At 64.7% G+C, this 12,994-nt stretch carries 12 protein-coding genes; 4 read left to right on the plus strand and 8 right to left on the minus strand.

The window, feature by feature from the left end:
* Window positions 1-25 precede the first annotated feature (25 nt).
* A complete protein-coding gene (locus IF690_RS04495; protein ID WP_202698999.1) occupies window positions 26-316 on the minus strand; it encodes a putative quinol monooxygenase in 291 nt (96 codons plus the stop codon).
* A 144-nt stretch (window positions 317-460) separates the two neighbouring features.
* On the opposite strand from IF690_RS04495, the gene vimR reads away from it, so the two are divergent.
* Both vimR and IF690_RS04505 read left to right on the plus strand, forming a co-directional pair.
* Window positions 461-1,390 (plus strand): transcription regulator VimR, encoded by a 930-nt coding sequence (vimR, locus tag IF690_RS04500; protein ID WP_202699000.1) that lies wholly within the window; start codon window positions 461-463, stop codon window positions 1,388-1,390.
* A gap of 109 nt (window positions 1,391-1,499) precedes the next feature.
* Complete coding sequence (locus IF690_RS04505; RefSeq protein ID WP_202699001.1) at window positions 1,500-2,876, plus strand: MFS transporter; 1,377 nt, start codon at window positions 1,500-1,502, stop codon at window positions 2,874-2,876.
* 115 nt (window positions 2,877-2,991) lie between these two features.
* Here the strand turns inward: IF690_RS04505 and IF690_RS04510 are convergent, their stop codons facing one another.
* The 3 genes from IF690_RS04510 to IF690_RS04520 form a co-directional block, all read right to left on the minus strand.
* Entirely contained in the window at window positions 2,992-3,945 is a 954-nt protein-coding gene (locus IF690_RS04510) for an adenosine deaminase (protein ID WP_202699002.1), read from the minus strand.
* Between the two features lie 213 nt (window positions 3,946-4,158).
* Window positions 4,159-5,124: a 2-oxoglutarate and iron-dependent oxygenase domain-containing protein gene (locus IF690_RS04515; protein WP_202699003.1), complete on the minus strand. Its 966-nt coding sequence runs from the start codon at window positions 5,122-5,124 to the stop codon at window positions 4,159-4,161.
* 142 nt (window positions 5,125-5,266) lie between these two features.
* Window positions 5,267-6,349, minus strand: a complete 1,083-nt coding sequence (locus IF690_RS04520; protein WP_202699004.1) for a BMP family ABC transporter substrate-binding protein — start codon at window positions 6,347-6,349, stop codon at window positions 5,267-5,269.
* 326 nt (window positions 6,350-6,675) lie between these two features.
* Between IF690_RS04520 and IF690_RS04525 the strand changes: the two genes are divergently transcribed.
* Window positions 6,676-7,767 (plus strand): calcium:cation antiporter, encoded by a 1,092-nt coding sequence (locus IF690_RS04525; protein WP_202699005.1) that lies wholly within the window; start codon window positions 6,676-6,678, stop codon window positions 7,765-7,767.
* A gap of 102 nt (window positions 7,768-7,869) precedes the next feature.
* On the opposite strand, the gene IF690_RS04530 is transcribed toward IF690_RS04525, so the two are convergent.
* The 3 genes from IF690_RS04530 to IF690_RS04540 form a co-directional block, all read right to left on the minus strand.
* Window positions 7,870-9,228 carry an 8-oxoguanine deaminase gene (locus tag IF690_RS04530; protein ID WP_202699006.1) on the minus strand — a complete coding sequence of 453 codons (1,359 nt, stop codon included), beginning with the start codon at window positions 9,226-9,228 and terminating at the stop codon, window positions 7,870-7,872.
* 300 nt (window positions 9,229-9,528) lie between these two features.
* Window positions 9,529-10,212 (minus strand): SDR family oxidoreductase, encoded by a 684-nt coding sequence (locus IF690_RS04535; RefSeq protein WP_009046821.1) that lies wholly within the window; start codon window positions 10,210-10,212, stop codon window positions 9,529-9,531.
* 25 nt (window positions 10,213-10,237) lie between these two features.
* A complete protein-coding gene (locus tag IF690_RS04540; RefSeq protein WP_202699007.1) occupies window positions 10,238-10,588 on the minus strand; it encodes a MerR family transcriptional regulator in 351 nt (116 codons plus the stop codon).
* An 83-nt stretch (window positions 10,589-10,671) separates the two neighbouring features.
* Here IF690_RS04540 and IF690_RS04545 point away from each other — a divergent pair, with 83 nt between their 5' ends.
* Entirely contained in the window at window positions 10,672-11,094 is a 423-nt protein-coding gene (locus IF690_RS04545; RefSeq protein WP_202699008.1) for a hypothetical protein, read from the plus strand.
* A 141-nt stretch (window positions 11,095-11,235) separates the two neighbouring features.
* Here the strand turns inward: IF690_RS04545 and acpA are convergent, their stop codons facing one another.
* Window positions 11,236-12,915, minus strand: coding sequence for an acid phosphatase (acpA, locus tag IF690_RS04550; protein ID WP_009046824.1), 1,680 nt, complete (start codon window positions 12,913-12,915; stop codon window positions 11,236-11,238).
* Between the last annotated feature and the right edge of the window lie 79 nt (window positions 12,916-12,994).

Below are 12,994 nucleotides of genomic sequence, written 5' to 3' on the forward strand. Positions count from 1 at the left end.
TGTCCTGATGAAGATGAAGGTTGGGTCAGAGGAGCAGCAGGCGCTTGAGCTCGAAGTGCTCGATCGCCTCGCGGGTCTGGCTGAGAAAGTGCTGGAAGTGCGCCGTGGCGTTGTGAAACTCCAGGGCTGCCTCATCGTCCCAGCGCTCCAGCACATAAAAGGTGCCTGGGTCTTCGGCGTCCTGGTGCAGGTTGTAGTACTGGCAGCCGGCTTCTTCACGGCTCGGTTGCACCAGGGCGGTGAGTTCGCGTTGGAGCAGGGCCTGCTGGCCGCTCTTCGCGACAAGGGTGGCGATGGCGGTAAAGGCTTGCGACATGGTGGCGTCCTTCAGGGCGGTTATGACGGCGGGTGTGAGAGGCCGGTGTAAGCGTGCACAGATAATTGGCCATTTCCCGCGAAGATAAAACCGGCTAAAACAGCAGTCTCTTTCAATATTTTTTTGATAATACCGGTGAGCCAGATGCTGCGATTCGATGACCTGCAATTGTTCGTGCGCGCCGCCGACCTCGGCAGCCTGTCCGCCGCGGCGCGGGTCATGGACCTGTCGGCGGCGGTGGCCAGCGCCGCCCTCAAGCGCATCGAGCAGCAGCTCGGCGCCCGGCTGCTGGCGCGTTCGACCCGCAGCCTGCGCCTGACCGCCGAGGGCGAAGGGTTTCTCGAATACGCCCGCGCGGCCCTGAGCAACCTGGAGGAAGGGCGGCGCCTGCTGGCCAGCGGGCAGGATCAGGTCAGCGGCGTTCTCCAGCTGTCCGCGCCCTCGGACTTCGGCCGCAACCTGTTGTTGCCCTGGCTCGACCGGTTCCAGCAGGAGCACCCCAAACTCACGGTGCGCCTGCTGCTGGGCGACCGTATCGCCGACCTGTTTCGCCAGCCGGTGGACATCGCCCTGCGTTATGGCGAACCGGAAGACTCCAGCCTGGTGGCCCTGCCCGTCGCGCCGCGGAACCGCCGGGTGCTGGTGGCCGCCCCCGAGTACCTGGCCCGCTGCGGCGAGCCGCGTCAGCTGGAGCAACTGGCCCAGCATAACTGCCTGCTCTACATGCTCGGCAGCCGGGTGCACGACCACTGGAGCTTCCATGACGGCAAGCGCGAGGTGGGCCTGACGGTCAGCGGCGATCGTTTCAGCGACGATGCCGATGTGGTGCGCCTGTGGGCGCTGGCGGGGCAAGGCATCGCCTACAAGTCCTGGCTCGACGTGGCGGCCGATGTGCTGGCCGGGCGGCTCAAGGTATTGATGCCGGAGCTGCGCTGCGAACGGGCACCGCTGAACCTGTTGTGCGCCCATCGGGCGCAGTTGAGCAAACCGGTGAAGCTGCTGCGGGACATGTTGCAGGCGCGTTGCGCTGAAATTTCCGCGCATTACCCCAAGCCAGGCCACGCCGATCAATGACCCTGGCCGGCGGCGTCGTTGCGGGGTGCGGGCAGGTCGCATCCAGCACCGAGCGGCGGCGTCGATCTTGCACACTCGATTGCAGACCATTCAATCGGGGGGACGGGGCATGGCAAGTCAGGGATACAGTGCGGCGGAGCGTCTGGAACGCTTGCCCATCAGTGGTTATCACCGAGTCATTTTCATCATCATCGCCCTGGCGTTTTTCTTCGACTCCATGGACCTGGCGATGATGACCTTCCTGCTCGGCTCGATCAAAGCCGAGTTCGGCCTGAGCACAGCCCAGGCCGGCCTGCTGGCCAGTGCGAGTTTCTTCGGCATGGTGGTCGGCGCATCGCTGTCGGGCATGCTCGCCGACCGCTTCGGGCGCAAGCCGGTGTTCCAGTGGAGCATCGTGCTCTGGGGTATCGCCAGCTACCTGTGCTCCACGGCGCAGACGGTGGACAGCCTGACCCTGTTCCGGGTGCTGCTGGGGATCGGCATGGGCATGGAGTTTCCCATCGCCCAGTCGATGCTGTCGGAGATGATCCCGGCCCAGCGGCGCGGGCGCTATATCGCCTTGATGGACGGCTTCTGGCCGCTGGGTTTTGTCGCGGCGGGCGTGCTCTCGTACTTCCTGCTGCCGCTGATCGGCTGGCGCGACATCTTCCTGGTCCTGGCGATCCCGGCGGTGTTCGTGCTGGCGATCCGTTTCTTCATTCCCGAGTCGCCGCGCTGGCTGGAGCAGGCCGGGCGGCACGCCGATGCCGACCAGGTGCTGCGACGGATCGAGGATAAGGTCCGGGCCTCGTTGCAGCGCGCGGACCTGCCCGAGCCGGTGCGCCTGCCGCGGGTGGAAAGCGTGCCGGGGCATTTCTTCTCGGCCTTGCGCGAGATCTGGTCGCCGCTCTATCGCCAGCGCACGATGATGATCTGGAGCGTGTGGTTCTTTGCCCTGCTGGGTTTTTACGGCCTGACCTCATGGCTCAGCGCCCTGTTGCAGCAGTCGGGTTTCGCGGTGACCCAGTCGGTGTACTACACGGTGCTGATTTCCCTCGGCGGCATTCCCGGCTTCCTCATGGCCGCCTGGCTGGTGGAGCGCTGGGGGCGCAAGCCGGTGTGTGTGATCACCCTGCTGGGCGGTGGGGTCATGGCGTTTTTCTACGGGCAGAGCGCGGTGTTCGGCGGCAACGTGGCGCTGCTGGTCAGCTCCGGCCTGTTGATGCAGTTCTTCCTGTTCGGCATGTGGGCGGTGCTCTACACCTACACGCCTGAGTTGTATCCCACCTCGGCGCGGGCTACCGGCTCCGGCTTCGCCTCGGCGGTGGGGCGCATCGGTTCGCTGCTCGGGCCTTGGGTGACCGGCGTGGTGTTCCCGATGACCGGGCAGGGTGGGGTGTTCGCCCTGGGCGCACTGTGTTTCGCGGTCGCCGCGGCGCTGGTCTGGCTGTTCGGGATGGAGACCCGGGGCAAGACGCTGGAAGAGTTGAGCGAAGTCGGTGCCTGAGCTGTAGCCGCTGCCGCAGGCTGCGATAGGCCCGCAGGACCTCCAGCGTCGTTGAGATCGCCGCGACCGTTCCGGTCGATCGCAGCCTTCGGCAGCGGCTACAGGTGTATCGCGGTTACGGCTTGACCAAGCGCGCATCCAGGCTGTTCTGCGCCAGGCGCCTGGCCTGATCCTGGGTCATGCCCAGGTGGGTGTACAGGGCGTGGAAGTTCTCGGTGACGTAGCCGCCGAAGTAGGCCGGGTCATCGGAGTTCACGGTGACCTTCACCCCACGCTCGAGCATCTCGAGGATGTTGTGCTGCGACATGTGATCGAACACGCAGAGCTTGGTGTTCGACAGCGGGCAGACGGTCAGCGGGATCTGCTCGTCGATGATGCGCTGCATCAGCCGCTCGTCCTCGAAGGCGCGCACGCCGTGGTCGATGCGCTGGATCTTCAGCAGGTCGAGGGCTTCCCAGATGTACTCGGGCGGGCCTTCTTCACCGGCGTGGGCCACGGTGAGGAAACCTTCGCTGCGGGCACGATCGAACACCCGCTGGAACTTGCTCGGCGGGTGACCCATTTCCGAACTGTCCAGGCCGACCGCGACAAAGGCTTCGCGGAACGGCAGCGCCTGGTCGAGGGTTTTCTGCGCTTCGTCTTCGCTCAGGTGGCGCAGGAAGCTGAGGATCAGGCCGCTGGTGATGCCCAGTTGCTGCTCGCCATCCTTGAGCGCGCTGGCGATGCCGTTGAGCACCACTTCGAAGGGGATGCCGCGATCGGTGTGGGTCTGCGGATCGAAGAAGGGCTCGGTGTGGATGACGTTCTGCGCTTTGCAGCGCAGCAGGTAGGCCCAGGTCAGGTCGTAGAAGTCCTGGGAGGTGCGCAGTACGTCCGCGCCCTGATAGTACAGGTCGAGGAACTCTTGCAGGTTGTTGAAGGCATAAGCCTTGCGCAGGGTGTCCACATCGCGCCAGGGCAGGGCGATCTTGTTGCGTTCGGCCAGGGCGAACAGCAGCTCGGGCTCCAGGGAGCCTTCGAGGTGCAGGTGCAGTTCGGCCTTGGGCAAGGCGTTCAGCCAGTCGTACATGGGTGTGATCTCATCAGGTGCAGTCGAGCGCTGCGTGAACGTGTTGCGCTCCATCATCCTGCGGCGAAAAGCCGACCGCAAGGTGCGATGACAGGCGCCGGCCCCGGGTTTCCCCAGGGCTGCGCGGGCGCGTCGGGTTCCAGTCGCGCCCATAAGGGCAGGCATTCTACAGGCGCACGCGGACGATTCGGCAAAACCTGACCAACCGGCCGATCAGGACGCTTGCAGTTCCCGGCGATAGGCATAGGTATCGGCGAACCGCGACAAGAGAAATTCAGCGCAAGTGGTGACCGGGTACTTCGGCGGATGCCCGGCATCCTGGCAACCGGGCAGGCATTCGATGCGCGTATCCGGATGGGGTTCGGCGAAGAACGGCATCGAGTAGCGGTCCACCCCAAGCGGGCTGATCACCCGGTGTGGCGTCGACAGGTAACGGTCATTGCTCCAGCGCGCCATCATGTCGCCGAGGTTGACCACGAAGGTGCCCTCGATGGGCGGGGCGTCGATCCACTGGCCCTGGACGTTGCGCACCTGCAGGCCGCCGGCGTTGTCCTGGTAGAGCAGGGTGATACAGCCGTAGTCGGTGTGGGCGCCGGCACCTTGCTGCTCGTCGCTGCTGGCGGTGTGCCGCGGCGGGTAATGGATCAGGCGCAGGACGCTGACCGGCTCCTTGAAGCGGCGGTCGAAAAAGTCGCGCTCGATGCCCAGGGCCAGGGTCATGGCCCGCAGCAGGGTCTGGGCCAGGGCCTGCATGTCCAGGTAGTGCTGCTCCATCAGGGCTTCCCAGCCGGCGATATCCGGGTGCCGGTTGCTGCCGCGCAGCGGTTTTTCCGCGAGCACCTCGGGATGGTCGGCCGGCAGGTGCAGGCCCATGTCGAAGGTTTCCTTGAGGTCGCTGGGCTTGTCCGGGTCCAGCTGTTCGGTGGCGATCGCGCCGTAGCCGCGGTGGTGGCGGGTCTGGGTGATATCGATCTTGAGTTTCTCGGCGGCCGGCAGGGCGAAGAACTGCCGGGCGGCGTCGAGCAACTGGCCGATGCGCGCGCAGGTGATCGGGTGGCCCTTGATATAGAAGAAGCCCCACTCGCGGCAGGCGCGGTCGATCTGTTGGGCGACGCTGTTCCAGCCTTGGGCGTCGTCGCCGTAGAGCGGGCTGATGTCGATGATTGGAAGCTGGTTCATATGAATGCTCTCAAGTTACCCACGGTCCTGTAGCCGCTGCCGCAGGCTGCGATCGACCCCGAAGGGGGCGTGCTCTGGATATCGAGCAAAGAACCTTCGGACCTTGGCGCAACCTGCGGCAACGGCTACAGGATTCGATGAGTCATTTCGGAATGTCGGCCTTCATGCCTTCCACGTAATAGTTCATCGACGCCAGTTCTGCATTGCTGGCGCTGACCCCGGCGGCGAGTTTTTCCACGCCGGCCTGATCCTTGATCGGCCCGGTGAACGGGTGGAAGGTGCCGCTCTTGATGTCGGCGATGATCTGCTCGGCTTCACGCTTGACCTCGGCCGGCACCAGGTCGCTGATCGGCAATTGGACTGTGCCTTCCTTCAGGCCGCCCCAGTAGTCCTGGGATTTCCAGCTGTGGTCGAGCACGCCCTGGGTGGCCTGGATGTAGTGCGGGCCCCAGTTGTTGACGATGGAGGTCAGCACCGCTTTGGGCCCGAAGTGGGCCATGTCCGAGGCGTAGCCCACGGCATACACGCCGCGACGTTCGGCGGCCTGGATCGGCGCCGGGCTGTCGGTGTGCTGGAAGATCACGTCGGCGCCCTGGTCGATCAGGGCGTTGGCGGCGTCGGCTTCCTTGCCCGGGTCGAACCAGGAGTTGACCCATACCACCTTGATCTCGGTGCCCGGGTTGTATTTGTTCAGGGCCAGTTGGATGGCGTTGATGTCGCGGATCACTTCCGGGATCGGGAAGGAGGCGACGTAGCCGACCTTCTTGCTCTTGGTCATCTTCGCCGCGAGGAAGCCGCCGACGTAGCGACCTTCATAGGTGCGGGCCAGGTAGGTGCCGAGGTTCTTGTCCTGTTTGTAGCCGGTGGCGTGTTCGAAGGTGGTTTTGGGGAATTGCTTGGCGACTTTCAGGGTCGGGTTCATGTAGCCGAAGGAGGTGGTGAAGATCAGGTCGTACTGGTCCTTGGCCATGTTGCGGATCACCCGCTCGGCGTCGGCGCCTTCGGCGACGTTCTCCACGTAGTTGGTCTTGATCCGGTCGCCGAACTGTTCCACCAGCGCCTTGCGTCCCTGCTCATGCTGATAGGTCCAGCCGTGGTCGCCGATCGGGCCGATATAGACGAAGCCGACCTTCAACGGATCGGCGGCGCTGGCGCCCAGCGAGACGCTCAGGCCGATGGCCGCGGTGAGGGCGCACAGCAATTTTTGCAACGGACGTTTATGCATGAATCCGGACTCCATTTTGTTGTGGGGCGAGGCTGGGCTCTAAGGCTTGAATGGCTCAATGCAAATAGCTGACCAACAGGACAACAAAATTTCGGGGGGCTGGGTGAAGCCTTCGCGGGCAAGCCTCGCTCCTGCAGGATCATCCCGCTTCTGTAGGAGCGAGGCTTGCCCGCGAAGAGGCCAGACGGATCCGCACAGGCTCATCCCGGTGCACTCACGCCCATCAACGCCATTCACTGGTGCACTAAGGTGTAACGAAACGTCAGTGACTCCATGCAGTCTTTAGCTCATCTCTACTGCTCGATTTATCCGGTCAAAGGACTGCAATGTTCACTTCACTCAAGCAAGAAAGTTTTCTGTTGCTGGCGCTGCTCGCGGCGCTGGTTGCCTATCCGCTGGAGCATGCGCTGCTCAACAGCGGCCAGGGCGTGGCGCTGATCTCAGGGTTGGTGCTGATCGGTTTCATCGTCGCCGCCTCGATGCGCGTCGCCCATCACGCCGAGCTGCTGGCGGAGAAGGTCGGCGACCCCTACGGCACCATGATCCTGACCCTCGCCGCGGTCCTGGTGGAGGTGGTGATCCTGGCGATCATGATGAGCAACGAGGCCTCGCCGACCCTGGTGCGCGACACCATCTATTCGGCGGTGATGCTCGACATCAACGGCATCCTCGGCCTGGCAGCGCTGATGGGCGGGATCAAGCATGGCGAGCAGGCCTACAACGACGATTCGGCGCGCTCCTACAGCGTGATGATCCTCACCGCCATGGGCGTGTCGATGGTGGTGCCGGAGTTCATCCCCGAAGCGAAATGGAAGCTCTACTCGGCCTTCACCATTGGCGCCATGGTGCTGTTGTACACCCTGTTCCTGCGCATGCAGGTCGGCGCCCACAGCTACTTCTTCAGCTACAGCTACCCGGAAAAACGCCGCAAGAAAGAACCGACGCAAGACCAGCCAGCACCTGTCAGCCTGGCGTTCTCCATCGCCACCCTGGTGTTCGGCGTGGTGCTGATCGGCGCCCTGGCGGAGGTGATGTCCAAGACCCTCGACCTGGGGCTGGAAGGTACGGGCGCGCCGCCGGTGATCACGGCGATCCTGGTGGCGGCGATTTCCGCGGCGCCGGAAATCCTCACGGCCCTGCGCGCGGCGTTGGCCAATCGCATGCAGTCGGTGCTCAATATTGCGTTGGGCGCGTCGTTGTCGACGGTGATCCTGACGGTGCCGGTGATGGAGGCCATGGCGCTCTACACTGGCCAGCCGTTCCAGATGGCGATGACTCCGGTGCAGACGGTGATGATCTTCATCACCCTGATCGTCAGCGCGATCAACCTCAATGACGGTGAGACCAATGCCATCGAAGGCATGACCCACTTCGTGCTGTTCGCGACCTTTATCATGTTGTCGCTGCTGGGCCTTTGAAGAGCATCGCGAGCAAGCTCGCCCCTACATCCGGCGGGATTCATTCTGGAAATGATCGAAACCGGTTCCCTGTTGGAGTGGGCTTGCTCGCGATAACGCCGATCAGGCGCCGGCGATCAACTGCCGGGCCGCCTGGCGGTGATCGACAATCAACCCCTTCAGGTCCAACCCTTCGACCTGCCCGTCGATCACCCGCCACCGGCCGCCGACCATCACCCGGTCCGCGCGGTCCGCGCCGCACAGCAGCAAGGCCGACAACGGATCATGGCTGCCGGAGAAGCGCAGCTCATCGAGCTTGAACAGCGCCAGGTCGGCCTGCTTGCCCACGGCCAGCTCGCCGATATCGCTGCGCCCCAGCAACCGTGCCGAACCCTGGGTGGCCCAGCCCAGCACCAATTCCGGGGTGATCTTCTCGGCGCCGTAACGCAGGCGCTGCAGGTACAGGGCCTGACGGGTTTCGAGGATCATGTTCGAAGCGTCGTTCGAGGCCGAGCCATCCACGCCCAGGCCGACGGGCGCGCCGGCGTCGGTCAGCTCCAGGGTCGGGCAGATGCCCGAGGCCAGGCGCATGTTGGAGCTCGGGCAGTGGCAGATGCCAGTCCCGGCCGCGCCGAGACGGGCGATTTCATCCGGGTTGAAGTGGATGCCGTGGGCCAGCCAGGTCCGCGGGCCGAGCCAGCCGACGCTGTCCAGGTAGTCCACGGTGCGCAGGCCGAAACGTTGCAGGCAGAAGTCTTCCTCGTCGAGGGTTTCCGCCAGGTGAGTGTGCAGGCGCACGTCGAGTTTTTCCGCCAGCTCGGCGCTGGCCGCCATGATCTCTGGGGTCACCGAGAACGGCGAGCAGGGCGCCAGGGCGATCTGGATCTGCGCGCCGGCGCCACGTTGGTGGTACTCGGCGATCAGCCGCTGGCTGTCGGCGAGAATCACCTCGCCCTGTTGTACGGTCTGTTGCGGCGGCAGGCCGCCATCCGCTTCGCCGAGGCTCATGGAACCGCGGGTGAGCATGGCGCGCATGCCCAGTTCGCACACGCTGGCCACCTGCACGTCGATGGCGTTTTCCAGGCCCTCGGGGAACAGGTAGTGGTGGTCGGCGGCGGTGGTGCAGCCCGACAGCAGCAATTCGGCCAGCGCCACTTTACTGGCCAGGGCGAGTTTCTCCGGGGTCAGCCGGGCCCAGACCGGGTACAGGGTTTTCAGCCAGGGAAACAGCGGCTGGTTGACCACCGGCGCCCAGGCGCGGGTCAGGGTCTGATAGAAGTGGTGATGGGTGTTGATCAGCCCCGGCAGCAGCACGTGCTCGCGGGCATCGAAGAGGTGTCCACAGGGCTGGGCGGGTTGTTGCCCGGCGCCGAGCACTTCGACGATCAGGCCGTCTTGCAGCACCAGGCCGCCACGGGCGTCGAGGGCATTGCCGGTGAAAATAGCGAGGGGGTTCTTTAACCAGGTACGGGTCGCAGGCATGGTGGCCGGCTCCTCTGAAAGTGGGTTCAGGTTAGCCAGCTCAGTGTTGCCCTGTCTGCTGATCCAGGGTCGCCACGGGGGCGAGGTGCGCAGTTTACGGGGAGACCGCTGTGCGGTCTATCGCGGGCAAGCCTCGCTCCTGCAAATCGATATCCCCTGTAGGCGCGAGCTTGCTCGCGATGGCGTCCTGTAGCCGCTGCCGAAGGCTGCGCTCGACCACGAAGTGGGCGCTGCGATGTCGGCCGCAGGAAGGCTCTTCGAGCCTTGTCGCAGCCTCCGGCAGCGGCTACAGGTGCAGGCTTACCAGGGAATGGTTTCGCCCTTGTAGTTGACGAAATGGTGCCCGCCCTTGCCGGTATAGGCATTGATCTGCTCGATCAGGCCGCGGGTGCTGGTCTCGACGTCGATGTCCGCGCCTTCGCCGCCCATGTCGGTCTTCACCCAGCCCGGGTGCAGCGACAGCACGGTGAGCTTCTGCTCGAGCTGGGTCACGAAGCTGTTGGTCATGGAATTCAGCGCCGCCTTGCTGGCCTTGTACAGCGCCAGCTCCGGCGCGTCGGGCATGGTCACGCTGCCCAGCACCGAACTCATGAACGCCAGCACGCCGCTGTCCGGGCGGATCTGCGGGGCGAAACGCTGGGCCAGGTTGATCGGCGCCACGGCGTTGGTGAAGAACAGCTGGCCGACTTCCGCCAGGGTCGCCTTGCCCGGTGTCTGGTCGTCCGGCCCCTTGACCCCGGCGTTGACGAACAGCAGGTCGAACACTTCGCCCTTGAGCTTCTGGTTCAGGGCGATCACCGCTTGCTGGTCGTCCATGTCCAGCTGCTCGATGCGGACCGGCCCCAGGGCCTTGAGCGCTTCGGCTTTTTGCGGGTTGCGCACGGTGGCGGTGACCTGCCAGCCAGCGTCCAGCAGGCGTTGCACCAGGCCCAGGCCCAGGCCTCTGGAGGCGCCGATGATCAGTGCGGTTTTTGGCGTAGACATACGTGGATTCCTTGATGAGTGAAGATCATGGAGTTAAGGGGCAACGCTGGCCGAGCCGTTGCTGCAGCTCCTGGCGCAACTCGCCCAGTTCGCTGATGCGGGTCTCGATCAGGGTCAGTTTGTCTTGCAGCAGTTGCGTCACCGCGTAGTCCGGATCGCTGGCCTGCCACAGCGCGGCAACGCTGCTGCCGATCACGCCGAGGCTGAAGCCCAGGCGTTGCGCGGTCTTGATGTAGAGCACCAGCTGCACCCTGTCGCTGGGGTAATCACGATAGCCGTTGGCGGTGCGTTGTGCCGCGATCAATCCGCGCTGCCCGTAGAAGCGCAGGGTATCGCGGCTGACGGCGCAGGCCCGGGCACGTTCACCGATGCGCATGCTGGAGTCTCGGAAGGGCTTGACCCTGGAGCATACTCCAGGCTTTAGCCTGCGTGCTCCTTGAATATCCGGAGCGATCCTTTATGTGGAGCACAGCGCAATACCGTCAATTGGTGCGGGCCAGCGGTTGGTACGACCTGATCGTCACCGCCGCCTTTGTCACCCCCTGGAGCTTTCTCGCCCTGCACGGCCTGATGCAGCAGTGGAGCCAGGCCTTCGACCTGCCCGGCGACCTGCCGCCGTTCGCGCCCATGCATCTGCTGATGGTCAACCTGATGGGCTCGATCGTCTGCGTCTGGGCGGTGCTGCGCATCCGCGATCCGCAGTTGGCCTTCGGACGCTACGACGCCGCCGGGCGGCTGCTGTTTTCCACCTGGCAGATCTACGCCCTGGCCCACGGCGGCACGGCCTTGATCGGCGTGATCCTGTTTTTCGAACTGGCCTGGGCGGTGGCGCAGTTGTGGCCGGTTCGCGGGGAGCAGCGGGCGATTCCTGGCCCGGCCTGAAGCATGGTCGGACGGCCGGATCCCGCGGGGGCAGGAGCCGGCAGCTCGGCGAGGGCGTCGCAGCGAATGCAGGGGATGAGCAAGGCCGTCCATAACCCGATCCACTGGACGTCTGCCGCGATCAGTCTTTTCCGGCGTTGGCTAATCGAACTGCAACGCATTGGTCAGGTCGCCCATGGGTGACTGTTCCCGGGCGGCCATGGCCTCGTCACGCAGTTTCAGGCCATCGAGCTTTTCCAGGTCGAAGACCCGGGTCACCAGGCGCAGGATCGATGCCGTGTCATACACCGTGTGATCCACCGTCCCCTTGCGGGCGAAGGGCGATACCACCAGGGCCGGAATACGGCTGCCCGGGCCCCAGCGATCGCCCTTGGGCGGAGCCACGTGATCCCACCAGCCGCCGTTCTCGTCGACCGTGACAATCAGCACCATGTTGTTCCACTGCGGACTGTCCTGCAGGGTCTTGATCGCGCGGACCAAATGCCGGTCGCCCGCGGCGACGTCTGTGTACCCGGCATGCATGTTGAGGTTGCCCTGGGGCTTGTAGAAGCTCACGCTCGGCAGCTTGCCGGCCAGGGCGTCGGCGAAGAACCGGTTCGTCGACGGGTCGTCGCCCAGGCCGCCATCGCGCAGGCGCCTGGCGCGTTCACCGGGGTGCTCCGGGCCTTGCTGCCGGAAGTAGTTGAAGGGCTGGTGGTGGTACTGGAAGTTGGGGATTTTCGGGATCGCGCCCGAGCCGCTGAACTCATCCAGGGTGGCCTGCCAGCCACCGGCGTACCAGGCCCAGTCGATGTTCCTTTTCGACAGCTTGTCGCCGATGTGCTCGTGGCTTTGCGGAACCAGCACGAAGGGCAGGTCCGGTTTGGAATAGTCCGGTCGTTGTGGGTCGCGTTGCCAGGTCGGCCAGTAGGGCGGCGCGAAGGTGTTGACCGCATAACCGTCCGGGGTGAGCGCGCAGGGGCCGAACTGGGCGGGGCCGTCCATGGCACTGGCAGGCGAGTCGGCCAGGGGCCTGAGCCGCGGGTCGCTGGGGTCGTCGCTGTGCAGGTTGGCGATCTTCACCTTGGCCACCGAGTTGCGGGCGTTCGGATAGTGCGGCACCGCCGCCGAGATCAGGTATTGGTGGTTCAGGTAAGAACCGCCAAAGGCGCCCTGGAAGAAGTTGTCGCAGAGCACGAACTGCCGCGCGATATCCCACAGGCGAAGGGCATAGCGGCTTTGCCTGTAGTGCCCCATCGTCAGGCCGCCGGAGTCGGACCAGGCGGCGAACCGGTCATTCATGCCACCGTTGATCTGCATCTGGTTCTGGTAGAACTCGTGGGACAAATCGCGGGTCACCAGGCTCAGCGGCAGGTCCTCGGCATTCGGGCCTTTGAGGGCGAACGGCGCGTTCGGCAGGTCCTGCTGAAATGGCACGCCAGCGGGATAGGTCACGCCATCCGCGGTCTGCGGTCCCAGATGCAGGGTGCCGCCCCAGACCGGGGGCAGGATTTGCAGCAGGCTGCCGTCGCGGTCGCGCTGCTGGTAAGCGGCGGGCTTGAGGCTGGAAAGAGGCTGCTCGAGGCCGGGGAAATCGGCGAACAGGTTGTTGAAGCTGCGGTTCTCGGCATAGATCACCACCACCGTCTTGACGTGCTTGCGCAGTGACCTGTCCAGTTCGGCAGCGGACAATGGGCGCTTGCCCGGTGTAGGGGGCGCATCGCTGTTGGGCGTGCAACCGTTGAGCGCGGCGCCGGCACCCAGTACCGCGGTACCGGCGAGAAAGTGGCGACGACTGGGATCGATCGGGGTGTCAGGGTTTTCAGGGTCGTTGTGGCTCATTACAGGTATTCCTCCGAAGTTGCAGGGCATCCTCATGGCTCGTTGAAACTCATGTCGCTAGCGCTGGGGGTGCGGCTGG

This window comes from Pseudomonas sp. SK3(2021) (assembly GCF_016772375.1).
In the GTDB taxonomy this organism is placed as follows: Bacteria; Pseudomonadota; Gammaproteobacteria; order Pseudomonadales; family Pseudomonadaceae; genus Aquipseudomonas; species Aquipseudomonas chlororaphis_I.

What these genes read in the sequence shown, in the direction of transcription:
- IF690_RS04495 (WP_202698999.1), bottom strand. Translation starts at nt 316, where the DNA reads ATGTCGCAAGCCTTTACCGCCATCGCCACCCTTGTCGCGAAGAGCGGC.
- vimR (WP_202699000.1), top strand. Translation starts at nt 461, where the DNA reads ATGCTGCGATTCGATGACCTGCAATTGTTCGTGCGCGCCGCCGACCTC.
- IF690_RS04520 (WP_202699004.1), bottom strand. Translation starts at nt 6,349, where the DNA reads ATGCATAAACGTCCGTTGCAAAAATTGCTGTGCGCCCTCACCGCGGCC.
- IF690_RS04515 (WP_202699003.1), bottom strand. Translation starts at nt 5,124, where the DNA reads ATGAACCAGCTTCCAATCATCGACATCAGCCCGCTCTACGGCGACGAC.
- IF690_RS04540 (WP_202699007.1), bottom strand. Translation starts at nt 10,588, where the DNA reads ATGCGCATCGGTGAACGTGCCCGGGCCTGCGCCGTCAGCCGCGATACC.
- IF690_RS04545 (WP_202699008.1), top strand. Translation starts at nt 10,672, where the DNA reads ATGTGGAGCACAGCGCAATACCGTCAATTGGTGCGGGCCAGCGGTTGG.
- IF690_RS04525 (WP_202699005.1), top strand. Translation starts at nt 6,676, where the DNA reads ATGTTCACTTCACTCAAGCAAGAAAGTTTTCTGTTGCTGGCGCTGCTC.
- IF690_RS04510 (WP_202699002.1), bottom strand. Translation starts at nt 3,945, where the DNA reads ATGTACGACTGGCTGAACGCCTTGCCCAAGGCCGAACTGCACCTGCAC.
- IF690_RS04505 (WP_202699001.1), top strand. Translation starts at nt 1,500, where the DNA reads ATGGCAAGTCAGGGATACAGTGCGGCGGAGCGTCTGGAACGCTTGCCC.
- IF690_RS04530 (WP_202699006.1), bottom strand. Translation starts at nt 9,228, where the DNA reads ATGCCTGCGACCCGTACCTGGTTAAAGAACCCCCTCGCTATTTTCACC.
- IF690_RS04535 (WP_009046821.1), bottom strand. Translation starts at nt 10,212, where the DNA reads ATGTCTACGCCAAAAACCGCACTGATCATCGGCGCCTCCAGAGGCCTG.
- acpA (WP_009046824.1), bottom strand. Translation starts at nt 12,915, where the DNA reads ATGAGCCACAACGACCCTGAAAACCCTGACACCCCGATCGATCCCAGT.